Consider the following 25,507-nt stretch of genomic DNA (forward strand, 5'->3'; position numbering starts at 1 on the left):
CGGCGCGCGCGCGGCGTGCCGGCCGCCGCGGGGCCGAGCGCGGCGACGATGCGCTCGCGAGCGAGCTCGGCCATGCGGCGCCGGCCGTCGGCCACGCCCGGCGCGATCGGCTCGAGAAAGTGCACTTCGGCCAGCCGCGTGGGCTCGCCGAGCAGGCGAACGAAATTGCCGACGAACGACTCGCCGCGCGCGAATGCGACGCGTGTCTGCGCGCTGCCGCGCTCGCCGTAGACGAGCGCAACCGGCTGCACGGGCACCTGCGCGTCGACTGCGGCGGTGAAGATGCGCGCGTGGAACGGCCCGACCTCGGCGCCGCCGCGCGTGCCACCTTCGGGGAACACGCCGACCGCGCGGCCGTTGCGCAGCCGGCGCGTCATCAGCTGCATGACGCCGCCGAGCGACTCGGTGTCGCCGCGGCGGTGGAAGATCGTCTCCCCGCGCGTGGCCATCCAGCCGACCAGCGGCCAGCTGCGGATCTCGCGCTTGGCGACGAAACCCATCATGCGCTGGGTGTGCAGGATCGAGATGTCGACCCAGCCGACGTGGTTTGCGACAAACAGCACCGCGCCCGGCAGCGGGGTGCCCACGCGCCGCAACCGGAAGCCGAACACGCGCATGAGCCCGGCCTGCCAGGCGCGGATCACCCAGTGGTCGAGCCGTTCGCCGCGCACGTTGAGGCCTCCGGTCAGCGGCGTGATCAGCAGCAGCGTCAGCGGCAGGTGCACCAGCGCATGCCACAGCAGCATCGGCACGCGCACCGCGTAGCGCAGTGCACGTGCGAACAGGGCGTGGGACGCGGCGGCCGGACCGGGGGAGGAATGCGGCGCGTTCATCGACGACACGATACCGGAGCGCCTGCGGGCCCAGCCAGACGCGGCCCACGACCGACTCAGTCCGCGTCGATCACCGCGAGCGTGAGCCGCGACACGCACACCGGCTTGCCGCGCGCGTCCTCGATGCGGATCTCCCAGACCTGCGTGCGTGCCCCAACGTGCAGCGGCCGCGCCGTGCCGGTGACGGTGCCCTCGCGCACCGCGCGAAGGTGGTTTGCGTTGATTTCGAGCCCGACGCAGCGCCGGCCCGGCGCGGTGCACAGGTTGCCGGCGGTGCTGCCGAGCGTTTCGGCGAGCAGCACGGACGCGCCGCCGTGCAGCAACCCGTACGGCTGCTGCGTGCGTGCATCGACGGGCATCGTGCCGCGCAGGAAGTCCGGGCCGAGTTCGGTGAACACGATGCCGAGCGTTTCGATCGCGGTGCCGCGCGAAAGCGCGTTGAGCGCCTCAAGGGTCGGCGGGTTGCGGAACAGCGGCGTGGGAGCGGTCATCGCGGCACGGTAGCCGACGGCGCGATCGGATGCGATCGGCGCGTCGGCCGGGGCGCGGCGGCTTAGGCGAAGCGGAACCGCGGCAATGCGGGGTTCGTGATGTAGCGGCGCGGGGCGGCGTAGCCGCTGCTGCGCCCGTAGCCGACGCCGAACTCGCGCTCACGGCGGCCGAAGGCGCGGCATCGCGCGGCGGGCGCGGGGCGACGGTCGGGGCGGGAGAGACGGGGCAGATGGCGGTCATGGCGGTGGACTCGGGCGAAGGCGGGTGAGGCAGGAGGTCGTGATGCAGGCGGATCAGGCGAAGCGGAAGCGCGGCAGCGCAGCGTTGGTGACGTAGCGGCGCGGGGCCGCGTAGCCGCTGCTGCGGCCATAGCCGACGCCGAAATCACGCTCGCGGCGCTCGGCCGGTCGCGGGGACAGGGCCACAGGCGTGCGGACGGTGGCGGGGACGAAGGTCTGCGGGCGGGGGATGTTCATGGCGGTGCTCCGGTCGGGGTGTGCTCTGGTGTGCTGGTAAAGTACAACACCAGGTCGACGCCGCCATGGGCCGGAAGTCACCCAACCGGTGGGGGATCGGCGCGAGCGCAGCGCGGGGCGCGTTTGGAGGCCCCGTGGTGGCCGGCGCGGAGCGCCCCGATCAAGCGCGTGCCGCTGCGTCGTCGCCCGCGGAGCGACCGCCCGGCTTGGGCGCGGGGATCTCAGCGCGGCGGGGCCGGGGTGGCGCGGGCCCGAAGGCGCAGCGGCGTGACGTGCGGCGTGCGGCGTGCGGGGTGCGGGGTGCGGGGTGCGGGGTGCGGCGTGCGGCGTGCGGCGTGCGAGGTGCGAGGTGCGAGGTGCGGCAACGATCAGTGAACGCCGCTGCAGCCGCTGCGGTCACTTCGACGGTTGTGGCCATCGCGCTCACTGCGCCAGTGCGCCCGTCGCATGCGCTGTCGAGCGATCACGGCCCGCGACGCGGCGCGGCCGCCGGCCTCAGAGAATCGGCGCGAGCCCGGCGCCGAACGCGGTGAAGATCCGCGTGGTCAGGCCCTTCAAACCGAGCGCGACTTCCGGGAAATCGCCGACCGGCCGGTAGCAGGCGCGGAAGTTTGGCGCGTCCGGCGGCAGCGGCTGCGGGCACTCCGCGCTCGCGACGAACTCATAGCTGGTCGCGTAACGCATCGGCCACAGGTCGAACACCGGCAGTTGCTCGGAGACCTTGCCGAGCGAGTACTCCAGGCCCGACAGCACCGGCGGCTTGTCACGGCGCGCGATCACCCACGAGTTCGCCGGCGCGATGTCGCGGCGGATGCTGTCGGCGAGCGCACGGGCGAACGCGGGATCGGGGATCACGACGGCGCTTTCGGTGTTGTACGCATCGCCGCGCGGATCGAAGTTGTGCGTGCCCACCACGCCGACCCGGCGGTCGATCACCAGCGACTTCGCGTGCAGGCCCATGCGCACGCCCGCGCGGCGCAGCGGCACGGGTTCGTTCGCGCGTCGCCGTGCATAGCGCAGCGCCGCGTACTCGCGCGACAGCGCGCGGTAGCGCTCGCGCTCGGTCGCGCTGCCCTGTGGGTGGCGCGGTCGCGCCGGCAGCGGCGCGTTCGCGGGTTGCGACGCCGGCATCGTGGCGCCGGTGGCGGACAGGTCGATCGGCGCATCGAGCGGGAACGGCTTGTACTCGTAGATCGTGAAGCCAAACTCGCGCAGGTAGCGGCGTTTGTACTTGTGCGACAGCGCGTAGACGATGAACGCGTCGGTCGCCGCGAGGCTGTTCGTCGAGATGATCACGCGCGGCGGCGCCGGGCGTTCCTGCATGTCGCGAAACATCTGCTGGGCGGGCTGCGACAGCACGAGGTACGGCGTCTGCAGCAGCACTTCGTCCTGGGCCGATTCGATGAGCGCGCGCAGCGATTCCGATGCCTCCGCGTGCACGTGGCCTTCATCGGCGTGCTTGTCGGGCGAGTCGGAGATGTAGTGCACGGTGCCGACCTGCATCGCGCGGTCGGCGAGGCGTTCGCGCACGAGCGCGGCGTCGGCGGCGTCGCGCTGCATCGCGGCGGTGCGCTGCGGCCGCTCGTAGACGGGCGCGGGCCACGCGGGCACCCCGTTGCGCAGCAGGTGACGGCCGACGTCAGTGAGCTGCTCGATCGGCACCGCGCGGCGGTCGCGCCAGAAGCCGTCGAACTCGGTGTCCATCGCACGCGCGGTTGGCCCGGCGATGAGCACGTCGCGATCGCGGAACACGTACTCGTCGTCCCAGTCGTAGTACTCGTCCTGGTAGTTGCGCCCGCCGCTGATGCCGACGGCGCCATCGACGAGCAGCAGTTTGGTGTGCATGCGCCGGTTGAGCGTGCGCCAACAGCACGCGGCTGCGAGCACGTACTGCGGGTAGTTGATGCGTGCGCGGCCGAGCACGGGGTTGTAGAGGCGCACCTCGAGGTTTTCATGCGCGCCCGCGAGCGCGGCGAATGTTTCCACGTCGCGCAGTGCGGACAGCTGATCGAGCAGCAGCCTCACGCGCACGCCGCGCTTGGCCGCGGCGATCAGCTCCTCGAGCACGAGCCGACCGGCGTCGTCCTCATCGAAGATGTAGGTCTGCAGGTCGATCGTCGTCGTCGCACTGCGGATCAGGTTGATGCGCGCGAGCAGCGCGTCGGTGCCGCGTTCGAGCAACAGCGCGTAATGGCGCGGCGCCTCCGGCGTGGAGGCGGCGAACGCATCGGCGCCGAGCGCACGCAGCGGCGAAGGCTGCGCGCAGGCGTCGACGCGCTCGCAATCGACCTGCGACGGCCGCGCCTGCGCAGCGATCTGCGCAGCCGAGTCGCGCTGGGCGGGCGAAAGCGTGGCGCAGGCCGGCAGCAGCGCGGCCAGGGCGAGCGCCGCGAAGCGGCGAAATAGCGTCATGAACCGTCGGCGTGGCGGACGCGTAAAGTCAGGTGGACCCGGTTGCCGAGCAGCATCGGCAGACCGTCGAGGCCGTAATCGTCGCGCTCGACCGTGCCGTGTGCAACGACATCGCAGGCGCGGCCCGGGGTGTCGCAACCGGTCGCTTCGACCTCGAACGCCGCGGGCCGACTCTCGCCGAGCAGCGTGAGCGTGCCGGGCAGCGGACCGCCGCGTTCGAGCAGCGCAGGCTCGAATGGCGCCGAGACGAACGTCGCGTGCGGGTGGCGCTCGGAGTCGAAGAAGCGCGGCCCGCGGGCCAGGCGCGTGTAGCGCGTCGAGTCGGCGATGACGAGCGCGCCGGTGGCCAGCGCGACGCGCACGCGCTGCCGGCCGTCGGGCATCGCTTCGAGCACCACATCGGTGTCGGGAAACGCGCCGATCACACGCTGGCCCCAGCGCGTGCGCAGCTGGAACGTGGCAACGGTGTCGAGCGTGTGCGTGCCGGGCTCCAGCGCGGCCGGCTCTCCGGCGTTCACGGCCGGGGCGAGCAGGCCGAGCAGCAAAGCAAGTGCGAGGCTGCGTGCGATCACGGCCACCAGAACGCGTCGAGCGTGGCGATGCCCGGCTCGATCGCCGCGTCGGCGGGCAGCTTCAGCACCGCGACCGCCCCCGGCGGCATGCCGCGGTAGTCGCCGCTCTGACCGCTGTGCATGAGCGCGACGAGCTGCTCGAGACCCGGGTTGTGGCCGACGATCATCAGCCGGCCCACCTGCGCGTGCGCGTCGGCCAGTGCGATGAGCGTGCCGGGCGTGGCCTCGTAGATCGACGGCTCGAGCCGTTGCTCGACGTAGCCGATCGCGCCGAGCACGGTCTCGAGCGTTTCGCGCGTGCGGCGCGACGGCGAGCACAGCACGCAATCGGGCACGAGGCCGTGCTCGGCAAGCCAGCGGCCGGCCGACTCGGCCTCGGCGACGCCGTCGGGCGACAGCGCGCGGTCGAGGTCGGCCTGGCCGAGCGCGGCCGGCTCGGCATGGGCATGGCGCAGCAGGATCAGTTCACGCATCGTCGGTCGCTCGCGTCGGAAGAAGGGGGGCGGCGCGGGCGGTCATCGGTCGATCCAGTCCAGCAACGGATGCCAGTCGGCCTGGTGCTCGCGCACGTTTGCAGAGTGGTAGTCAAACAGGCTCTTGCCGAGCGAGCACAGCAGCACGTACGCCTGGCTGTCGCGCAGCTGCGCAACGAGCGGGTACGGCCAGCTTTCGAGCAGCTCGACGGTCTGTTGGGAGGCCTGCGTCCACGGCTTGAGCTTGTTGCCGACCAGCCCGACGCGCAGCTCGCCGCGTCGCACGCGCGGGTGCACGGCGAGCGAGTCGAGGAACGTCACCGTCGCCTCGATGTCGAGCGTCGATGGCGGCACGGGCGCGACCAGCACGTCGGCCTGCTCCAGCGCGGCCGCGAGGTCGCCGGCCATCGCGCCAGCAGGCGCATCGATGATGAGCCAGTGGGTGTCGGGCGGGACCTTGTCGGTCCACGCGCGGCGGCCCGCGCCGTCGATGCCGAGCACCGGGCTGGGCATCTGCAGGCGCCGCTGCGCCCAGCGCAGCGACGAGCCCTGCGGGTCGAGATCGACAAGCGCGGTGTTGCGGGCGCCCAACGCCGAATGGGCAGCCAGGTGCGTGGCGATCGTGGTCTTGCCGACCCCGCCTTTCGACCCGGCCACGAGCACGGTTTTCATCGCGTCCTCTCCGCCCCAACCCGTGGCGAGCCTACACCGCGCAGGCGATGGCAGTCATCACGGTTCAGCCACGCTGCGGTGGCTCAGGTCAGCAACCAGCCGGTGATCGACAGCCGGTCGTCGCGGGCCCACGGCGCGACCGTCGAGACCGCATGGCCGGCCGGCACCTGGAACAGCGAAAGCGAATTCCAGCGCGGCAGGAGCGTGGCGGTGACGCGGTCGCGGTCGATGAACTGCAACAGGCCGCCCCAGTCCGGCTTCCACTCCCGTGACAGGTTGAGCACGTACGCGTAAAGCCGCCCTTCGCCCGAGTGCGCATCGGTGTGCTCGCGCAGGAACTGCCCGGCGCGGTAGCGCGTCGCCTGTGCATTGACGCGGCGCACGCGCACGTCGCCCGTCAGGGCCTGCATCAGGTTCACGTAGTCGGGCGAATTGAACAGTTCGAGCACGCGGTGGAGCAGCAGCCCCGGGTCGCGCCCTTCCTTGTAGGCCGCGACCATCATGTAGCTGTCGTACGCGAACCGGTATGCCCGCAGCACGTCGGTTTCATCACGCGCGCTGCGCGCGACGTCGTGGAACAGGCGCACGCGCGCCGCCTCGTCCATCGCCACGTACGTGCGGTGGTCGATCGTGCGTGCGCCCTCGCCGTCCTGCAGCGCGAGGGTCCACGGCACCTCCTGCTGCAGGCACGTGCGCAGCCGCTCGGCCGCCGCCGGCTGCAGGTACTGCTCGATCTGCACGCGGCCTTCGTTCTGAAGACGCGTGCGCCAATGCATGACGTCGAGCGCGGGGTTGATCATCAGTACCCCGCGGCTTGCCCGTCCTTGCGGGACTCGCTCGCGCCAATGTAACCGCCGTTCGGATTGACCATGATCGCCTGGTAGCCGCCGTACGGGCCGTCGGCGAACTTCACGGCATGGCCCTTGCGCATCAGCGCCTGGATCGTTTCGTACGGAAAGCCGGTCTCGAGTTCGAGCACGCCGCCATCGCTCATCGCGGTGTTCTGGCCCGCGGGCTCGGTCGAGCCGTCGTGGTGGATGCGCGGCGCGTCGCCGGCTTCCTGCAGGTTCATGCCGAAATCGACGAGGTTGACGATGATCTGCGCGTGTCCCTGCGGCTGCATCGCGCCGCCCATCACGCCGAAACTCAGCCATGGCTTGCCGTCCTTCGTCGCAAAGGCCGGGATGATCGTGTGGAACGGGCGCTTGCCCGGCGCGTAGGTGTTCGGGTGGCCGGGCTTGAGCACGAACTGCTCGCCGCGGTCCTGGAAGATGAAGCCCAGCCCCGGCGGCGCCATGCCGCTGCCCATGCCGCGGTAGTTCGACTGGATCAGCGAGACCATCATTCCCTGATCGTCGGCGACGGTCATGTAGATCGTGTCGCCCTCGTTGAGCTCGGGGATGACGCCGGGCTCGACGGCCTTGGCGGCCGCGTCCATCGAGACGAGCTTGCCGCGCTCGCGGGCATAGGCCTTGGAGATGAGCTTTTCGACCGGGGCCTTGTAGAAGTCCGGATCGGCGTACGAGGCGGCGCGGTCGGCGAACGCGAGCTTCTTCGCCTCGGCGACGAGGTGCACGTGCTCGGGGCTGCCAAAGCCGTACTTCTTCAGGTCATACGGCTCGAGCAGGTTGAGCATCTGCAGCGCGGCAATGCCTTGGCCGTTCGGCGGCAGTTCCCACACGTCGATGCCGCGGTAGTTCGTGCTGACCGGCTCGACCCAGTTGCCGCGGTGCGCGGCGAGGTCCTCGTAGGACAGGAAGCCATCGTTCGCCTTGAAGTAGGCGTCGATCGTGCGCGCGATGTCGCCCTTGTAGAACGCGTCGCGCCCGCCCTTGCCGATTTTTTCGAGCGTGCTCGCGAGGTTCGGGTTCTTCCACATCTCGCCCGTGCGCGGCGCGCGCCTTTTATCCGTGCCGCCGCCGTCGACGGTGAACTGCTCGGCAAAGCCCGGCCATTTGCTCAGGCGCGGCACCGAGCGGTCCCAGTAGTACGCGATGACCTCGTGCACCGGATGGCCTTCGCGCGCATAGCGGATCGCGGGCGCTAGGTTCTGCGCCATCGGCTGGCGGCCGAACTTCTCGTGCAGCGCGAACCAGGCGTCGACCGTGCCGGGCACGGTGACCGGCAGCGGTCCGTGCGCGGGGATATCGGTGAGGCCGCGGCGCTGGAACTCGGCGAGCGTGAGCGATTTGGGCGAGCGGCCCGAGCCGTTGTAGCCGTAGAGCTTCTTCGTCTTCGGGTCCCAGACGATCGCGAACAGGTCACCGCCGATGCCGTTGCCGGTCGGTTCCATGAGGCCGAGTGCGGCGTTGGCGGCGATCGCGGCATCGACCGCGCTGCCGCCGCCCTTCATGACGTCGAGCGCGACCTGCGTGGCGAGCGGGTGCGAGGTCGCAGCCATCGCGTGCGGCGCGTAGACCTCGCTGCGCGTGGCGAACGGCTCGCCGGTGATGCGGTCGGCCGCCTGCGACGGCAGGGCGACGACGAGGCCGAGCGCGAGCGCGGCGGACAGGGCACGGAGCGGGAACAGGCGCATGCGGCGGATCCGGAATCGGGACACCGTCCGAGTCTGCCGTCGCGAGGGGTCGACTGCACGCGATGGGGCGCGCATCCGCCCAAGCCATTCAGTGCGGCCTTGCGAGCCGCCACAAAACGAAAACGCCCGGCCGGAGCCGGGCGTCGTTCGCGACCGATGGCCGGGCTCAGGCGCCCGGATCGAACGCGATCGTGCGGCGCGTGGTGACGGGTGCGTCGACCGGCTGGAAGCGCCAGCGCTTGACCGCATTGACGGCCTCGCGGTCGAACACGCGGGCCGGCTGCGCACGCACGACGCGCGCGTTGCTCACCGAGCCGTCCGGCGCGACCGTGAACTCGACCTGCACCTCGCCGGACTGGCCGGCGCGCAGCGCTTCGGCCGGGAAGCGTGGGGCGGGCGTCGACAGCGCACGCAGTTCGGACGCGGCCGACGATGCAGCCGGCGCGGCGGCGGCGGTGCGGGCCTGCGCCGCGCGCTGCTCGGCAGCGCGCTGTTCGGCCACGCGCTGCTCGGCGGCCCGCTGCTCGGCCGCCTGTTGTTCGCTCGCACGCTGCTCGGCGGCGCGGCGGTCGGCGGCCTGCTGCTGCGCCTGCGCGCCCTGCTGCGACGCGAGCTGCTTGGCGGCCTCCTGCTGCAGGCGCTGCTGGTCAGCAAGGCGCTGCTTTTCGAGCTCGGCCTGCTTCAGGGCCTCCTGCTCGGCCGTGAGCTTCTGCTCTTCGGCGCGCTTGGCGACGGCGACCTGCTGCGTCGCGATGCTCGTCTTCAGACGCGCGACGGCCGGGTGCTGCGGGTCGGCCTTCTCGAGCAAGGCGGCCAGCCGCTGCGCTTCGGCAAAGTCTTCGCGGTTGACGCTCTGCTCGATCGCGATGACGGTCATCGGCAGCAGGTCGGTCAGCGCGCTCGCGACCGCGGCGTCGCCCGGCTGCTTGTCGCGCAGGGCGAGGTAGTACTCGAGCGCGTTGTTGCTGCCCGGTGCGTACAGGCGGTTCTCGCGATAGGCGGTCGACGCCGCTTCGCGCAGCTGGTCCGGCGTCATCGCGGCGACCTGGGCCGACACGGCGTTGCCGGCGTCCACGGCGGGTGCGGCGGCGGCCGGTGCATTCGTTGCGGCCGGCGCGCTTTCATCGCTGCCGCAGCCTGCGAGCGCGAGACCCAGCGCCAGCACGAGCGAGAGTTGGGTGGCCCGGCCTGCACGGCGAGACGACAGGATCTGGATATTCAGGTTCATCGATCTCTCTCCCCAGAGAAGCATGCGCCGACAGGCGCCCGCGTCGTAGGACGCGCCAGAGCGCGTCGTTTGTCAATGCGCCGCGCCGCACCTGCGTGGCGGCGGTTTGGAACTGTGATCACGGTCGAATCCCGCCGTGCGCCGGGAGGGCACAAAGTGACGCAGGCCGGCGGCGCGCGTCGTTGTTTGCCGATGCAAAATCGCCGCTCGATCGCCGATGCGCAAGGCTCAGGCGTGCGTCCGCGCGCAGGGGCCCAGCGGTCGCGTCCATCGTTGTGCCGTCGTCGTGGTGACCGGGCCGATCCTGTCCGGGGCGACTTTCATCGACCGCATGACCTCCACTGCGTCGATTCGCTCCTGCGGCCTCGCGGCCCGGCGCCGGCCCATCGGGTCAGTTGCGGGAGCCGGTCCGGCGCGGTGCAGAACGTTCTGCAGCCGGGCGCCACGCCGCTCACCTGAAACCTGCAGCCGCGTTCTCAAAGCCCGCCTTCGTTTGATGCTCACAGGCCCCTGCGCTACGGTGCCCCGGTGCTGCGCCGTATCGCCAAGTCGTACCGTGCCGGGTTTCCAGCCGCTTCCGAGCAGCCGGTATCGGGCGTTCGTGCGGAGTCGGTGTCGTGAAGCTGCGCGGCTTCCGTCACCGTCGGATGGCCTTGCGCATCGCGGTCGCGCTGCTTTTTACGCTGCTCTTCCAGCATGCGGCGATCGCCGCGTATGCCTGTCCGCTGATGGGCGTGCCAACCCCGGTCGAGGCCGCGATGCCCGACTGCGGCGGCATGGAGACGATGGACGCACCGGTGCTGTGCGAACAGCACTGCAACCCGGACAACTCGACCACGCCCGACGTGCGCGTCGCGCAGCCCACGCCGGTGCTGCTGCCGCCGCTGCGATTCGAGCTGACCCGGACGCTTGCTTCGGCGTCGTCGCTGCAGCTCTACGAAAGCGTTCCGGTCCTGTGGGCCGATCCGCCGCCCACGCTGCGCTTTTGTAGCCTGCTGATCTAGATCTCCTGTTGATACGCCGTTCGCCGTTGCCCGTGAGGGCGACGCTTCGTTGTGCGCGTCAGGAGGTTTTTTATGTGTGTTTCCTTTGCCTTGCGCCGTGGGCGCCTAGCCACAGCACCAGCCCGTGCAGGGCTCGTTTTCGCCCTGTCGGTCTTCGCGTTATTCCTGCCGGTTCACGCGGCCCCGGGTGCGGCCGCGCAGCTGAGCTTCGAAGAAGCCGTGGCGCTTGCGGGGCGCGGCGCGCCGACGCTCGAGTCGCGATCCGCCAATATCGATGCCGCACGGGAGGAAGCCGCGCGCGCCGACGAACTGCCCGACCCGCAACTCATGGTCGGCATCGAGAACATGCCCGTGTCCGGCTCCGGTGCGTTCCGGCCGAATGGCGACGACATGACGATGAAGAAGATCGGCCTGATGCAGTCGTTTCCTGCGCGTGCCATGCGCGAGGCGCGGCAGCTGATTGCCGACCGGCAGCTCGAGCGCGCGCAGGCGTTGAGCGCGATCGAGCAGCTCGAAGTGCAGGAGCAGGCCGCGCAGGCCTGGCTCGCGACCTGGGCCGCGCAACGCGAGACGGACTCGTACGCGGCACTGCGCGAGCAGGCGGCTGTGGCAGTCAAAGTCGCGAAGGCGCGGCTCAGCGCGGGCACGGGTTCGGCCGTCGATGCGATGGCCGCGCAGGCCGCGGCGCTCGAGGTCGAAAACCGTGTCGATGCTGCCCAGGCGCGGCTGCAAGCTGCACGGGCGAGCCTCGCGCGCTGGCTCGGCCTGCCGTCGGAGCAACTGCCCGCGGTCGGCGCGGCGCCGACGCTCACCGAGTTGCCGTTTGCCGAACAGGTGCTGCTGTCGACGATCGACCGCCAGCGCGAGCTGCTCGACTGGCGCTATCGCGAGGCGATCGCGGAGGCCGAAATCGCGCTGGCCTCGGCCGACAAGCGCCCGGACTGGAGCATCGCAGCGGCCTACGGGCAGCGCGACGGCTCGCGCGCAGACATGGTGATGGTCGAGTTCCGGGTGGGCCTGCCGCTGTTTTCCCGCAACCGCCAGGACCGCGCGATTGCCGCACGCCGCGCGCAGCTCGCGTCGGTGGTCGCCGAGCGCGAGGACGCGCGGCGCGCTCAAAAGGAGGCGATCGAGCGCGCGCTGGCCGAATGGCGCGGCCTCAAGCAGCAGGTCGAACGCAAGGAGTCGCAGATCCTGCCGCTCGCGCGCGACCGCTCCGAGACCGCCGTGGCGGTGTTCGGCGGCGGCGGCCCGCTGCAGCCATGGCTAGAGGCACGCCGCAACGAGCTTGAAATCCACGTCGAGCACGCCCGCCACCTGGGCGAGCTGGGACGTGTCTGGGCCGCGCTGGCCTACCTGCTGCCGCGCGAGGAGACCGCCCGATGAACATGTCCCGAGAGCAGACCACGATCGCCGGCGTGGCCGGCGCGCTGCTGCTGGCCGCGGGCCTCGGCGGCGGTTACTGGCTGGCCAATCGCGACGGTGGTGAGCCCGCCGGCGCAGCGCCCGCCACAACCGCAACGGCTGAAGCCGGCGAGCCCAAGGTCCTGTACTGGTACGACCCGATGGTGCCGGACCAGCACTTCGACAAGCCGGGCAAGTCGCCCTTCATGGACATGGAACTGGTGCCCAAGTACGCCGACGAAGGCGGCGGCGCGACCGGCATTCGGATCGACCCCGGCGTGCAGCAGAACGTCGGCATCCGCACCGAAGCGGTCGAGACCGGCACGCTCGCCGGGCAGCTTCGCGTGCCCGGCACGCTGACCTGGGACCTGCGCAAGGAGGCGATCGTCAGCGCGCCGGTGGAAACAATCATCTCGCGCCTGATCGTCAAGGCACCGTTCGAGTCGGTGGGACGCGGCCAGCCGCTCGCGACCGTGCTCTCCCCCGTGTGGGGCAGCGCACTCGCGGAAAGCCGCGCGCTGGCGCAGGCGGACTCGCCGTACGCACGCGAGCTGCAGGGCGCCGCCCAGCAGCGGCTGCGCTATCTGGGCTTGTCGAACGCCACGACCGCCGGCAGCGGCGGCGTCACGCTGCGCGCGCCGCGCGGCGGCGTCGTCAGCGAGATCATGGTGCGCGAGGGGCAAACCGCGATGCCCGGCATGCCGATGTTCCGCATCAACGGCACCGACACGATGTGGCTCGAGGCCGCGATCCCGCAGGCCGGCGTGCAGGGCATCGGGCCGGGCACACCCGTCACCGCGACCGTCAGCGCCGCGCCGGGCAGGACGTTCGAAGGCGAAGTCGAGACGCTGTTGCCCGACATCGATCCGACCACGCGCACGCAGCGGGCGCGCGTCGTGCTGAAAAACGAGGACGGCGTGCTGGTGCCGGGCATGTTCGCCCAGCTCACGCTCAAATCCGAGGAGGGCCGCGAGGTGCCGCTGATTCCGAGCGAGGCGCTGATCGCGACCGGCGAGGACAGCCGCGTCATCGTCGTCGGGCCCGATGGCAACTTCCAGCCGGTGCGGGTGACGACGGGACGCACCAGCGGCGGGCGGACGGAAATTCTCTCAGGCCTCAAAGGCGGCGAACGCATCGTGACGTCAGGCCAGTTCCTGATCGATTCGGAAGCGAGCCTCTCGGGCGCGCTCGGTCGGCTCGAAGCGCCTGCGGACGACGCGGGCCAGCCCGCCGCGCCCGCCCAGGACGCCGCGCCCGCCAACGACCATGGCGGCATGGCGATGCCGCCGCCGAAGCCCGCTGCGCCAGCGAAGGGCGGCGGGCAATGATCGCCGCGATCATCCGGGCGTCGATTGCAAACCGCGCGCTGGTGCTCGTCGCGGCCGTGCTGCTGGCCATCGCCGGCATCTGGTCGGTGCAGCGCACGCCGCTCGATGCGCTGCCGGACCTCTCTGACACGCAGGTGATCATCCGCACCGAATGGCCAGGCCAGACGCCGCGCATTATCGAAGACCAGGTCACCTACCCGCTGACCACGACGATGCTGTCGGTGCCCGGCGTCAAGGCGGTGCGCGGTTATTCGTTCTTCGGCGATTCGTTCGTCTACGTGCTGTTCGACGACGACACCGACCTGTACTGGGCGCGTTCGCGCGTGCTCGAGTACCTGAGCCAGGTGCGCGACCGCCTGCCCGAGGGCGTGACACCCGCGCTCGGCCCCGATGCAACCGGGCTGGGCTGGATCTACGAGTACGCGCTGGTCGACCGCACCGGCAAGAACGACCTCGGCCAGCTGCGCGCGCTGCAGGACTGGTTCCTGCGCTACGAGCTCAAGACGATCCCCGATGTCGCCGAAGTCGCAAGCGTCGGCGGCATGGTGCGCGCCTGGCAGATCGTGCCCGATCCGCAGGCGCTCGCCGCGCGCGGCGTGACGATTTCGGAGCTGGTCGACGCGCTGAAGGCCGCGAACGGCGCGACCGGCGGCTCGGTCATCGAGCAGGGCGAAGCCGAACTGATGGTGCGCAGCGAGGGCTACCTCGACCGCCGGCAGGACTTCGAACAGATCCCGATCACGTCGCCGGACGGCGTGCCCGTGCTGCTCGGCGAAGTGGCCACGGTGCAGCGCGGCCCGACGTTCCGCCGCGGCATCGCCGAACTCGACGGCGAAGGCGAAGTGGCCGGCGGCATCATCGTGCTGCGCAGCGGCAAGGACGCGCTGGCCGCGATCGATGCGGTCAAGGCGCGCCTGCAGGAACTCAAGGGCAGCCTGCCGCCCGGCGTCGAGATCGTGCCGGTGTACGACCGCTCCGAGCTGATCCGCGAAGCAGTCAGCAATCTTTCACACAAGCTCATCGAGGAGTTCATCGTCGTCGCGCTCGTGTGCGCGTTGTTCCTCTGGCACCTGCGCTCAGCGCTGGTGGCGGTGATCACGCTCCCGCTCGGCATCCTCGCCGCGTTCATCGTGATGCGCATGCAGGGCATCAGCGCGAACCTGCTGTCGCTTGGCGGCATCGCGATCGCGATCGGCGCGATGGTCGATGCGGCCGTGGTGATGATCGAAAACGCACACAAGCACCTCGAACACTTCCACGAAGCGCACGGCCGCGAGGCCGAAGGCGAAGAGCGCTGGCAGCTGATGGGCGAGGCCGCGACCGAGGTCGGCCCGGCGCTGTTCGCGAGCCTGCTCGTGATCACGCTCTCCTTCATCCCGGTGTTCGCATTGCAGGCACAGGAAGGTCGGTTGTTCGCACCGCTCGCGTACACGAAGACCTATGCGATGGCGGCCGCGGCGGCCCTGTCGATCACGCTGATCCCGGTGCTGATGGGCTACCTGATCCGCGGCAAGATCAAGCCCGAAGCAAAGAACCCGGTGAACCGCGTGCTGATCGCCGGCTATCGACCGCTGCTCGAATGGGTGCTGCATTTCCCGCGCCTGACGATGGCACTCGGCGTGGTGCTGATCGCAATCACGCTGATCCCGTTGTCGCGCATCGGCAGCGAGTTCATGCCGCCGCTCAACGAAGGCACGCTGCTGTACATGCCCACCGCCCTGCCCGGCCTATCGGCCGGCAAGGCCGCGCAGCTGCTGCAGCAGACCGATCGCATGATCAAGACCGTGCCCGAGGTGGCGCATGTGTTCGGCAAGGCCGGTCGCGCGGATACCGCAACCGATCCCGCGCCGATCGAGATGTTCGAAACCACGGTGACGTTCAAGCCGAAGGACCAGTGGCGGCCCGGCATGACAATGGAGAAGCTGCAGGCCGAGCTCGATGCCGCGGTGAAGGTGCCGGGCCTCACGAACCTGTGGGTGCCGCCGATCCGCAACCGCATCGACATGCTCGCGACCGGCATCAAGAGCCCGATCGGCATCAAGGTGCTAGGCCCCGACACCAAGGTGATCGAGAAGCTCAGTGACCGCATCGAGCAAGTCGCCAAGACCGTGCCCGGCGTGAGCTCGGCGCTCGCCGAGCGCGTCAGCGGCGGACGCTACGTCGATGTCCAGATCCGCCCCGAAGCCGCAGCGCGCTATGGACTGAGCCAGGGCGATCTGCAGCGGCTGATCGGCACGGTCGTCGGCGGCGATCCGATCGCCGAGACGATCGAAGGCCGCGAGCGCTACCCGATCGTCGTGCGCTACCCGCGCGCCGATCGCGATTCGCTGGGCGCACTCGCGCAGCTGCCGATCATCGCGCCCGGCGGTGTGCAGCTCACGCTCGATCAGGTGGCGACGCTGTCGCTGAGCCCCGGCCCGCCGATGCTCAAGAGCGAGAACGGCCGGCTGGCCGGGTACGTGTTCGTCGACGTGGCGGGGCGCGATCTGGGCTCGGTGGTCGAAGACCTGCAGGCGGCCGTGGCACGCGAGGTCAAGCTGCCGCCGGGCTATGCGCTGGGCTGGTCGGGCCAGTACGAATACTTGCAGCGTGCGCTTGCAAGCCTGCAATGGGTCGTGCCCGCCGCGCTCGCGATCATCTTCCTGCTGATCTACCTCGTGTTCCGCGACGTCATCGAGGCCTCGATCATCATGCTGAGCCTGCCGCTCGCACTCGTAGGCGGGCTGTGGCTGATCTGGATGCTCGGCCACGCGATCTCGGTCGCGACGCTGATCGGTTTCATCGCATTGGCGGGCGTGGCGGCCGAGTTCGGCGTGATCATGCTGCTGTACCTGCGGCAGGCGTGGCATCGCGAACTGGAGCGAAACCCGCACGCCGGCCCGGACGAGCTCGACGCCGCGATCCGCGAAGGCGCAGTGTTGCGCGTGCGCCCGAAGGCGATGACCGTGGCCGTGATCCTGGCCGGCCTGATCCCGCTGTTCATCGGCAGCGGCGCCGGCTCGGAGGTCATGCAGCGCATTGCCGCCCCGATGATCGGCGGCATGGTCACGGCCCCGCTGCTATCCATGTTGATCATTCCGGCGGCCTACCGGCTCTTGTGTCGCCGCCGGATCGCCCGCAGTCGTTCCACCCCCGTCACTCCGTGAGGATTCCACCATGAAAGTTTTGATTGCCCCGTTGCTCTCGATCGCCCTTCTCGCCGGCTGCGGCGAAGAAGCCGGCACCGCTGCCGCGCCAGCCGATGCCACCGCGGAGGTCGCAGTGCCGGCGGCCGTCGATCCTGCCGTCGATCCTGCCGTCGAGCCCATCGCGGCGCCGGCCGCCGGCATGGACGCGCAGGCGGGCATGGCGGGCGACGCCGCCGGCACCGTCGCGACCGCGACCGGCACGGTCGAATCCGTCGACGCCGCCGCGAACAAGATCGTGATCGCCCACGGCCCGGTCGAAGCGCTGAAGTGGCCGTCGATGACGATGGGCTTTGACGCGACCCCGGAGCAGGTGCAGACCGTGCAGGCCGGCCAGAAGATCAACTTCGAGTTCCGCTCGGCCGGCCCGAACAACACGATCACGACCATCACGCCGGCCGAGTAAGCCGCGCCGGCAAAGCAAGATCGTCGAGGCGGCCACGGGCTGCCAGCCGTCCGGGCCTTGCGGATCAACGCACGGCCCGGACCGCGCATGCGGTTGGGCCTGTCCCCGCGGGCGCCGAAACGCCCGGCAGGCGTTTTCGTAGCCACGGCGTAAGCCCCTGCGCGAGCTTTGGGCTTTATTTCCCGATGCAAAAGCTCGAGAAAATCGCGCCGAGCAGGTCGTCGGCGCGAACCCGTCCGGTGATCTCGCCGAGCGCATCGTGCGCGTATCGCAACGCCTCGGCGCTGAGGTCGAGCATCTGCCCGTCGAGCTGGCCGCGCGCGTCGTCGAGTGCGTCGCCTGCACGTTGCAGCGCATCGACGTGGCGCGCGCGCGCCGTAAACGCGCCCTCGCCAGCGTCGCCGCCGGTGGCGAGCGCCGCGAGCTCGGCGTGCAGCCGATCCAGTCCCAGGCCGGTGCGTGCGGAGACCTGCAGGCGCACGTCGGACGCGGTGGCGCCCGCCGCGACGGTTTGAGTGGGCCGGTCCGCATCGCCGTCCGCGGCGCCGAGCAGGTCGGCCTTGTTGTGCACCCACAGCCGCTGCGGCACGTCGGCGATCGCATCGGCGACCGCCGCGGCGCCGGCGTCCGGTTCGCGCGCATCGAGCACGACGATCGCGAGGTCGGCGCGCTGCAGTTCGACCCGCGCGCGCCGCATGCCCTCGCGTTCGATCGCATCGCCGCCGTCGCGCAGGCCCGCGGTGTCGACGAGCGTGAGTTCGACCCCGTCCACGCGTACGGTCTCTTCGAGCACGTCGCGCGTGGTGCCGGCGACGTCGGTGACGATCGCGCGCTCGCGGCCCGCGAGCGCGTTGAGCAGCGAGCTCTTGCCCGCGTTCGGCGGACCGACGATCACGGCATGCAGCCCGTCGCGCAGCCGGCGGCCGCGCTCGGCGGCGGCGCGCAACGCGGTGAGCTCATCGGATAACGCGGCAAGCCGCGCGCGGAGCTGCGCGCCACCGAGCGTTTCGATCGGCTCGTCGACGAAATCGATCGCGGCCTCGACGTGCACGCGCACGGTCAGCAGGCCCTCGGCGATCGCCTCGACGCGGCGGCTGAACTCCCCATCGAGCGCGCGCCGCGCCGCACGCGCCGCGCGTGCGTCCGCGGCGGCAATGAGGTCGGCGACCGCCTCGGCCTGGGCGAGGTCCAGCCGGCCTTCGAGGAAGGCCCGTTCGCTGAATTCCCCCGCCCGCGCGTGGCGGGCGCCGAGCGCGATGCAGCGCGCGAGCAGCGCATGCAGCACGGCCGGGCTGCCGTGCGCCTGCAACTCGACGACGTCCTCGCCGGTGTAGCTCGCCGGCCCGGCAAAGTGCAGCGCGATGCCGTCGTCGATCGTCGCGCCGTCCGCGTCGCAGAACCGGACGTGGTGCGCACGCCGCGGTTCGAGCGCGCGCCGGCACACGGCACGCGCGATCGCAGGCGCGCGCGCGCCCGAGAGCCGGACGATGCCGACGCCCCCGTGGCCGGCGGCGGTCGCAATCGCGGCGATCGTGTCGCGCGCGGGAATGGAGTCGGTCGATGCCATGCGTGCAGTCTCGCGCAAGCGGTCTGGGCGCGACACACGCGCCTGCCGGGCCGTCGTGCCGCAGGCGGTGGTGTCACCCTGAAACGCGGAACCCGCCTCGCGGCGGGTTCCGGTGTCTTACTTCGCGACCGTCGCCGCCTTGCTCGGCGGCTCGGCGTAGCGCCGCGTCATCCACCACTGCTGCAGCAGGCCGAGGCCGGCGTTCGTGACCCAGTACAGCACGAGACCGGCCGGGAAGAACGCGAACATGACGCCGAACACGAGCGGCATGAACTGCATCATCTTCTGCTGCATCGGGTCCATGCCGACCGCAGGCGTGAGCTTCTGGGTGAACCACATGATCGCCATGTTCAGCGCAGGCAGCACGAAGAACGGGTCGCGCGCGGTCAGATCGTTGATCCAGCCGATCCACGGCGCCTGCCGCAGCTCGACCGATTCCAGCAGCACCCAGTACAGCGCCAGGAACACCGGCATCTGGATCAGCAGCGGCAGGCAGCCACCGACCGGGTTGATCTTCTCCTTGCGGTACAGGTCCATCATCGCGACCTGGAAGCCCTGCTTGTCGTCGCCGAAACGCTCCTTGAGCTGGGCGATGCGCGGCTGGAACTTGCGCATCTTCGCCATCGAGCGGTACTGCGCGGCCGACAGCGGGTAGAGGACCAGCTTGATCACGACGACGAGGCCGACGATCGCCCAGCCCCAGTTGCCGGACAGGGCATGGATCTTTTCGAGCAGCCAGAACAGGCCGTCGCCGAGCGCGGCGAGCCAGCCGAAGCGGCTGAAGTCGACCGCGCGCTCGAGGCCCGGCACCTGCTGCGCCTGGATGCCGGAGATCAGTTTCGGGCCCACCCACAGGCGCGCCTGCGTCGCCGCGGCGCCGCCCGGTGCGACCGTCACGGCCGGGCCCAAGGTGCGGATCAGGTATTCGGTGCCGGCGCTGCCGCGCGGCGTCGCGAGCGAGAACGTCGTCGTCGCGTCGGACTGCGGAATCCACGCCGCAAAGAAGTGGTGCTGGAGCATCGCGATCCAGCCGCCGATGACCTGCTTGTTGAGCGTGCCGTCCTCGACAAAGTCCTCGTAGTCGCGCTTTTCGTACTTGTCTTCAGCGCTGTACCACGCCGCGCCCTGGAAGCTGTAGCCGGCCGCGTTCATCGGCCCGGAGTTCTCGAGCGCGCGCGGCACGCGGCTCAGCTGCCGATAGACGTAGCCCTGCCACGGCGCCGCGCCGCGGTTGACGACCTCGTCTCGCACCTGCACGGCGTAGTCGCCGCGCCGGAACGTGTACGTGCGGCGGATCGTCACCCCGTTCGGACCGGTCCACACGAACGGCACGGTGACTTCGTTCTGTCCCGGCGCGAGGGCGTATCGGCGCGCGGCGCCCTGCGGCGCGAAACCGCCTTCGTGGCTCGGGGCCGGGCCGGTGCCGCTGACCCAGCCGCTTTGCGCAATGAAGAAATTCGCCGGGTCCTGGTCGAACAGGCGCACGGGGGCGCTGCCGTCGTCCTTCGTGCGCGGGTAGCGCAGCAGGTCGGCTTGGCCGAGTTCGCCGCCGTCGAGCACGACGCTCAACACGTCGGTCGTGACCGTAACCGGGGTGGCTCGGCCCGGTCCGGCAACCGCCGTCGCAGTTCCAGGGGCGGTCGGCACCGCCGGGACACCGGCCGCGGTCGGCACCGGCACCGCGCCATCGGCAGCGACCGTCGGAGCGATCGTGGGCGCGTTCTGCTCGCGGCCCCACTCCATCCACAGCAAGGTCGCCACCATCAGCCAGGCGAAGATCAGGAAGGCGCGGGTCTGGTTCATCGGCAGGCAGGCTCGGCCGACGCAAAGGCGCGGCGCGTTGATCGGAAAGGGCGGATCAGCGGGATGGGGGCTGCACGCGATCGGTGCAAGCCGCGGTCGGCATTGTGCCGGCCGGGGGGGCGGGCGGCAACGCGCCGGCGCGCTGCAGCAGCGTCAGCAGCGCGCGCTGCAGCGCCGCGGCGTCGAGCGCTGCAGCGCCGGGTCGGGCGACGACCACGTACTCGCCCGGCGCAAGTCGGGTGCGCTGCGCGCGGAATGATTCACGCAGTCCGCGCTTGATGCGGTTGCGCACGACCGCGCGGCGATCGACCTTGCGCGAAACGGCTAGGCCGAGGCGGGCGCCGGCATCGACCAAGGGCTCGAGAACCGGTGCCGCGTCGGGTCGCGCAGCGCGATGTGCGCCGGCCGAGCGCCGTGCAGGCGTCGCCGAAGCAGCCGGCACGCTGCCCGCGGTGGGGACGTCGGTGGATGCAGATGCGTGTGCGGGATCAGCGCCGCTGTGCACGCGGGCCATGTCAGCAGGCGCAGCGGTGTCCGGCGGCGGAGATACATCCAACTGGGATGCATCGGCGACGGCGGACGCATCCGTCGGCAACGGCTGGGCGGCTGGCTCGGCAGCAACAGGCGGTGCAGGCCGCCAATGCAATGCCAGCACGGGCAACGCCACGCGTCGGCCGTGCTGGAATATGCGGTCGTACTCGGCGCGCGTGCGGACACGCGCCGCGCGCGGAAACCGGCGCGTCACGCCCGCGCGCGCCGGCCGCGCAACGCGGCCGATGCCACGGGGCGCACCGGGATCAGGCGCAGAGGCGCTTGCGGCCCTTCGCGCGGCGGCGGGCAAGAATCTTGCGGCCGTCGGCGGTCGCCATGCGGGCACGGAAGCCGTGATCGCGCTTGCGCTTGAGGTTGCTGGGCTGGTAGGTGCGCTTCGTGGCCATGGTCGGCTCGGGGTGACGGCAAGAGAGAACCGCGAAGTCTAGCGACGGTGTCGACGTGGCGTCAAATCGCCAGATGCGCTCTGCCGCAGGGCTGCCCGCCCTACGCCGCCGCGTGCCTGTGGATTACCGCGGTCGAAGCCTGTGGACAAGTCCTGTCGTCCGCCGCCCCCCGGTGATAGGCTGCCGCATCCCTGACGCCTGTCCGCCGCGGCCTGCACGCCGCGCGATGGGCGCATTTCGTCCGCCGCGCGCGGACCGACCGAGCGAGCATTTTCCGCACGATGGATGCCTGGCCCCGCTGTCTCGAACGCCTCGAAGCGGAATTCCCGCTCGAAGAGGTCCACACCTGGCTCAAGCCGCTCCAGGCCACGCGCCGGCACGACGCGGCGGTGCTGTACGCGCCGAACGCGTTCGTCGTCGAGCACGTGCGCGAGCGCTACTTGCCGCGCATCCGCGAACTGCTGTCGTATTTCGCCGGTACCGACGAGGTGCTGCTCGAGATCGGCTCACTGCCGCGCGTCCCGGCTGCGGCGCCGACGCCGGCTGCGACCGGAGCAGCAGAACCGCCTGCGCCGCGCACGGTGCAGGCGATCGAATCGTTCAACGGGCAGCTCGACAGCCACTACACGTTCGAGAACTTTGTGGAAGGCCGCAGCAACCAGCTCGGGCGCGCCGCCGCGATGCAGGCGTCGCTCAAGCCTGGTGATCGTGCGCACAACCCGCTGCTGCTCTACGGCGGCACCGGCCTGGGCAAGACGCACCTGATGTTCGCCGCCGGCAATGCGATGCGCGAGTCGAACCCGGGCACGCGCGTGATGTACCTGCGCTCAGAGCAGTTCTTCAGCGCGATGATGAAGTCGCTGCAGGACAAGACGATGGACGCGTTCAAGCGCCAGTTCCAGCAGATCGACGCGCTGCTCATCGACGACATCCAGTTCTTCGCCGGCAAGGACCGCACGCAGGAGGAGTTCTTCCACACCTTCAACGCGCTGTTCGACGGTAAGCAGCAGATCATCCTGACCTGCGACCGTTATCCACGCGAGGTCGAAGGGCTGGAGCCGCGGCTGAAATCGCGCTTGGCATGGGGCCTGTCGGTCGCGATCGAGCCGCCGGACTTCGAGACGCGCGCGCAGATCGTGCTCAGCAAGGCCCACGAGCGCGGCGTCGACATCCCCGAGGACGTCGCCTTCCTGCTCGCGAAGAAGATGCGCAGCAACGTGCGCGACCTCGAGGGCGCGCTCAATACGCTCGTCGCACGCGCGAACTTCACCGGCCGCGCGGTCACCGTCGAATTCGCCCAGGAAACGCTGCGCGATCTGCTGCGCGCGCAGCAGCAGTCGATCGGCATCCCGAACATCCAGAAGGTCGTCGCCGACTACTACGGGCTGCAGATCAAGGACCTGCTCAGCAAGCGGCGCACGCGCTCGCTCGCGCGGCCGCGTCAGGTCGCGATGGCGCTGACCAAGGAACTCACCGAGCACTCGCTGCCCGAGATCGGCGACGCGTTCGCGGGCCGGGATCACACGACGGTGCTCCACGCGTGCCGGCAGATCCGGACGCTCATGGAGACCGACGGCAAGCTGCGGGAGGACTGGGACAAGCTGATTCGCAAGCTCAGCGAGTGATCGCAGCGCCTGTGGGCAAGCGCGGTGCACAACCCGGGGACGGATGCGGTGGAAGCTGTGGACAGATCGGACGTCGCCCGGGTGCGGTAGAGTTGTCCACAGCTTGTCCGTGACCTACACCGCCGGTTTTACCGGGGTTTGGCATGAGCAAAAAGCTTTTGAATTCAGTGGCTTGAGTCGGTTTTCCCGGGTTTTCCGGCCCTCCATCACCACCAAGCTTTTGATTTAATCCACTTCTTTAGTAATGGCACCGGGACGGGAATCCGCATGCGTTTCAGCCTTCAACGCGAAGTCTTTCTCAAGCCGCTCGCGCAAGTCGTCAATGTGGTGGAGAGGCGCCAGACGCTTCCGGTGCTCGCGAACCTGCTCGTGCAGGTGAACGACGGACAGCTGTCGCTGACCGGCACTGATCTCGAGGTCGAGATGATTTCGCGCGTTGCGGTCGACGACGCGCAGGACGGGGAGACCACGATCCCGGCGCGCAAGCTGTTTGAAATCGTGCGTGCGCTGCCGGACGGCAGCAAAATCACGGTCTCGCAATCGTCGGAAAAGATCACCGTGCAGGCGGGGCGCTCGCGCTTCACGCTTGCGAGCCTTCCGGCCGGTGATTTCCCGTCGATCGACGAGGTCGAGGCGACCGAGCGCGTGCACGTACCTGAGGCAGCCCTCAAGGAGCTGATCGAACGCACCGCGTTTGCGATGGCGCAGCAGGACGTGCGCTATTACCTCAACGGCCTGCTGTTTGACCTGCGCGAAAACGCGCTGCGCTGCGTGGCGACTGACGGCCACCGCCTGGCGCTGTGTGAGTCGGGCTTCGAAGGCATGGGCGCGCAGACGAAGCGTCAGATCATCGTGCCGCGCAAGGGCGTCCAGGAGCTGCAGCGCTTGCTCGAGGGCGGCGATCGCATTCTCGAGCTGGAGATGGGGCGCGGCCATTTGCGCGTCAAGCGCGACGACGTGACGTTCACCAGCAAGCTCATCGATGGGCGCTTCCCCGACTACGAAGCGGTCATACCGATCGGTGCGGACCGTGAAGTCAAGATCGAACGCGAGCTGCTTCGCGCGTCGCTGCAGCGCGCGGCGATTTTGTCGAACGAAAAGTACCGCGGCGTCCGCATCGAAGTGTCGCCCGGCCAGCTGAAGATCTCGGCGCACAATCCCGAGCAGGAGGAAGCGCAGGAGGAGGTCGAGGCGGACACGCGGGTTGACGACCTGGCGGTTGGCTTCAACGTCAACTACCTGCTGGATGCGCTGTCGTCGTTGAAGGACGAGCACGTCGTCCTCGCATTGCGCGACGCAAACTCGTCGGCGCTTGTGCGCGAGGCGGGCAGTGAGCGCTGCAGGCACGTGGTGATGCCGCTGAGGCTCTGATTCGCGCCGATGGGCGTGTTTCACGTGGAACATCTCGGCGCCCGGTTCTTCCGGGCGTCGTCTTTTGGAGCAGCGCCGCGGTGCAGGTCAGCCGGATCGACGTCAAGAACTTCCGCTCGATCCGGGAGGCCACGCTGGCGCCCTGCAGTGGCGTAAACCTGATCGTCGGAGACAATGGCGCGGGTAAGACCTCACTGCTCGAGGCGCTTCACCTCATGGCGCACGGGCGCAGCTTCCGCGGGCGCGTTCGCGACGGGCTCGTGCGCACCGATGCCGCAGGGCTTGAGGTCTACGTCGAGTGGACGGATCTGAGCTCGCCGATTCCGCGCGGCCGCCGCGCGGGGCTCAGGCACACGGGCTCCTCTTGGGAAGGGCGGCTCGACGCAGAGCCGGTGTCGCAACTAGGCGACCTGTGTGCGGCGCTCGCTGTCACGACGTTCGAGCCCGGCAGCCATTCACTGGTGACCGGCGGAGCGGAATCGCGTCGTCGCTACCTCGACTGGGGCTTGTTCCACGTGGAACAGGCGTTTCTACCGGCATGGCGACGTTATTCGCGCGCCCTGCGGCAGCGCAACGCGCTGCTCAAGGCCCGCCCGAACGCCGCCCAGCTCGATGCGTGGGACCGCGAACTCGCCGAATCCGGCGAGCTCCTCGCCCGGCAGCGCGACGCTTACGTCGAGGCGCTCGAGCCCGCCGTGGTAGCGACCGCAGCGGAGCTGGGGCCAAGCCTCGGTGAAGCCCGTCTCGAGCACGTGCCGGGCTGGCGTCGAGAGTCGCTCTCGCTGCTGGACGCCCTGCTCGTGAGTCGCGAGCGGGACGCGTTCGCCGGCTACACGTCGGTTGGCCCGCATCGTGCCGATCTCCGACTCGAGTTCGGTGCGGTTCCGGGGCGGAGCGCGCTGTCCCGCGGACAGGCCAAGCTCGCCGCACTGAGTGTTCTTCTGGGCCAAGCGCGTTTCCACGCGCAGGCCACCGGCGATTGGCCGGTCATTGCGCTCGACGACGTCGCGTCAGAACTCGACCGTCGCCACCGGGCCGGGGTGCTGGAATGGCTCGACGCGCTTCCGGCACAAGTGTTCATATCGGGGACGGAAGTGCCTGAAGACGTTCTGCCCTGGTCGCGTCCGAAGGCGACGTTCCACGTGGAACACGGCGAAGTCACCGCGACGGTCCTGGCCTAGC

Annotated in this window: 22 protein-coding genes; 8 read left to right on the plus strand and 14 right to left on the minus strand. The window is 70.1% G+C overall.

The window, feature by feature from the left end:
• The 10 genes from IE075_RS12920 to IE075_RS12965 form a co-directional block, all read right to left on the minus strand.
• Window positions 1–833, minus strand: an 833-nt coding sequence (locus tag IE075_RS12920; RefSeq protein WP_189457288.1) for a lysophospholipid acyltransferase family protein, incomplete at its 3' end; no start/stop codon positions are given.
• Window positions 834–889: 56 nt separating this feature from the next.
• On the minus strand, window positions 890–1,324 hold the full coding sequence (locus IE075_RS12925; protein WP_189457291.1) for a hotdog fold thioesterase: 435 nt from the start codon (window positions 1,322–1,324) through the stop codon (window positions 890–892).
• 294 nt (window positions 1,325–1,618) lie between these two features.
• On the minus strand, window positions 1,619–1,801 hold the full coding sequence (locus IE075_RS12930) for a hypothetical protein (RefSeq protein WP_189457293.1): 183 nt from the start codon (window positions 1,799–1,801) through the stop codon (window positions 1,619–1,621).
• 495 nt (window positions 1,802–2,296) lie between these two features.
• Entirely contained in the window at window positions 2,297–4,213 is a 1,917-nt protein-coding gene (locus IE075_RS12935) for a phospholipase D family protein (protein ID WP_189457295.1), read from the minus strand.
• Window positions 4,210–4,785 carry a YceI family protein gene (locus IE075_RS12940; protein ID WP_189457297.1) on the minus strand — a complete coding sequence of 192 codons (576 nt, stop codon included), beginning with the start codon at window positions 4,783–4,785 and terminating at the stop codon, window positions 4,210–4,212. The genes IE075_RS12935 and IE075_RS12940 overlap by 4 nt, the downstream gene beginning before the upstream one ends.
• Window positions 4,782–5,258 (minus strand): SixA phosphatase family protein, encoded by a 477-nt coding sequence (locus IE075_RS12945; protein WP_189457300.1) that lies wholly within the window; start codon window positions 5,256–5,258, stop codon window positions 4,782–4,784. The genes IE075_RS12940 and IE075_RS12945 overlap by 4 nt, the downstream gene beginning before the upstream one ends.
• A gap of 42 nt (window positions 5,259–5,300) precedes the next feature.
• Window positions 5,301–5,930, minus strand: a complete 630-nt coding sequence (locus tag IE075_RS12950; protein ID WP_189457303.1) for a ParA family protein — start codon at window positions 5,928–5,930, stop codon at window positions 5,301–5,303.
• Window positions 5,931–6,013: 83 nt separating this feature from the next.
• Window positions 6,014–6,730 (minus strand): 2OG-Fe(II) oxygenase, encoded by a 717-nt coding sequence (locus tag IE075_RS12955; RefSeq protein WP_189457305.1) that lies wholly within the window; start codon window positions 6,728–6,730, stop codon window positions 6,014–6,016.
• A complete protein-coding gene (ggt, locus tag IE075_RS12960; RefSeq protein ID WP_189457306.1) occupies window positions 6,730–8,466 on the minus strand; it encodes a gamma-glutamyltransferase in 1,737 nt (578 codons plus the stop codon). Before ggt ends, IE075_RS12955 begins: the two co-directional genes overlap by 1 nt.
• A 166-nt stretch (window positions 8,467–8,632) precedes the next feature.
• Window positions 8,633–9,694, minus strand: a complete 1,062-nt coding sequence (locus tag IE075_RS12965) for an energy transducer TonB (protein WP_189457309.1) — start codon at window positions 9,692–9,694, stop codon at window positions 8,633–8,635.
• 617 nt (window positions 9,695–10,311) lie between these two features.
• Between IE075_RS12965 and IE075_RS12970 the strand changes: the two genes are divergently transcribed.
• From IE075_RS12970 to IE075_RS12990, 5 genes are all read left to right on the plus strand, one after another.
• Entirely contained in the window at window positions 10,312–10,698 is a 387-nt protein-coding gene (locus IE075_RS12970; RefSeq protein WP_189457310.1) for a hypothetical protein, read from the plus strand.
• Window positions 10,699–10,917: 219 nt separating this feature from the next.
• Entirely contained in the window at window positions 10,918–12,084 is a 1,167-nt protein-coding gene (locus IE075_RS12975; protein ID WP_229792525.1) for a TolC family protein, read from the plus strand.
• Window positions 12,081–13,430, plus strand: a complete 1,350-nt coding sequence (locus IE075_RS12980) for an efflux RND transporter periplasmic adaptor subunit (RefSeq protein ID WP_229792526.1) — start codon at window positions 12,081–12,083, stop codon at window positions 13,428–13,430. The genes IE075_RS12975 and IE075_RS12980 overlap by 4 nt, the downstream gene beginning before the upstream one ends.
• Window positions 13,427–16,576 (plus strand): efflux RND transporter permease subunit, encoded by a 3,150-nt coding sequence (locus IE075_RS12985; protein WP_189457314.1) that lies wholly within the window; start codon window positions 13,427–13,429, stop codon window positions 16,574–16,576. The genes IE075_RS12980 and IE075_RS12985 overlap by 4 nt, the downstream gene beginning before the upstream one ends.
• A 10-nt stretch (window positions 16,577–16,586) precedes the next feature.
• Window positions 16,587–17,021, plus strand: coding sequence for a copper-binding protein (locus IE075_RS12990; protein ID WP_189457316.1), 435 nt, complete (start codon window positions 16,587–16,589; stop codon window positions 17,019–17,021).
• Window positions 17,022–17,196: 175 nt separating this feature from the next.
• Here IE075_RS12990 and mnmE read toward each other — a convergent pair whose 3' ends face one another.
• From mnmE to rpmH, 4 genes are all read right to left on the minus strand, one after another.
• Window positions 17,197–18,588 carry a tRNA uridine-5-carboxymethylaminomethyl(34) synthesis GTPase MnmE gene (gene mnmE, locus IE075_RS12995; RefSeq protein WP_189457318.1) on the minus strand — a complete coding sequence of 464 codons (1,392 nt, stop codon included), beginning with the start codon at window positions 18,586–18,588 and terminating at the stop codon, window positions 17,197–17,199.
• A gap of 117 nt (window positions 18,589–18,705) precedes the next feature.
• Window positions 18,706–20,391: a membrane protein insertase YidC gene (yidC, locus tag IE075_RS13000; RefSeq protein WP_189457320.1), complete on the minus strand. Its 1,686-nt coding sequence runs from the start codon at window positions 20,389–20,391 to the stop codon at window positions 18,706–18,708.
• A gap of 55 nt (window positions 20,392–20,446) precedes the next feature.
• Window positions 20,447–20,746: a ribonuclease P protein component gene (gene rnpA / locus IE075_RS13005; RefSeq protein ID WP_229792540.1), complete on the minus strand. Its 300-nt coding sequence runs from the start codon at window positions 20,744–20,746 to the stop codon at window positions 20,447–20,449.
• A 442-nt stretch (window positions 20,747–21,188) separates the two neighbouring features.
• The gene (gene rpmH, locus IE075_RS13010; protein WP_031374044.1) at window positions 21,189–21,329 is read right to left on the minus strand and encodes a 50S ribosomal protein L34; all 141 of its coding nucleotides are present in this window, start codon (window positions 21,327–21,329) and stop codon (window positions 21,189–21,191) included.
• Window positions 21,330–21,610: 281 nt separating this feature from the next.
• Between rpmH and dnaA the strand changes: the two genes are divergently transcribed.
• From dnaA to recF, 3 genes are all read left to right on the plus strand, one after another.
• Window positions 21,611–22,954 (plus strand): chromosomal replication initiator protein DnaA, encoded by a 1,344-nt coding sequence (dnaA, locus tag IE075_RS13015; RefSeq protein ID WP_189457323.1) that lies wholly within the window; start codon window positions 21,611–21,613, stop codon window positions 22,952–22,954.
• A gap of 267 nt (window positions 22,955–23,221) precedes the next feature.
• Window positions 23,222–24,325 (plus strand): DNA polymerase III subunit beta, encoded by a 1,104-nt coding sequence (gene dnaN / locus IE075_RS13020; RefSeq protein ID WP_189457324.1) that lies wholly within the window; start codon window positions 23,222–23,224, stop codon window positions 24,323–24,325.
• 80 nt (window positions 24,326–24,405) lie between these two features.
• Window positions 24,406–25,506 (plus strand): DNA replication/repair protein RecF, encoded by a 1,101-nt coding sequence (recF, locus tag IE075_RS13025; protein ID WP_189457325.1) that lies wholly within the window; start codon window positions 24,406–24,408, stop codon window positions 25,504–25,506.
• Window position 25,507 lies beyond the last annotated feature (1 nt).

It is taken from the genome of Cognatilysobacter bugurensis (assembly GCF_014652095.1).
GTDB classification, from domain to species: Bacteria; Pseudomonadota; Gammaproteobacteria; order Xanthomonadales; family Xanthomonadaceae; genus Cognatilysobacter; species Cognatilysobacter bugurensis.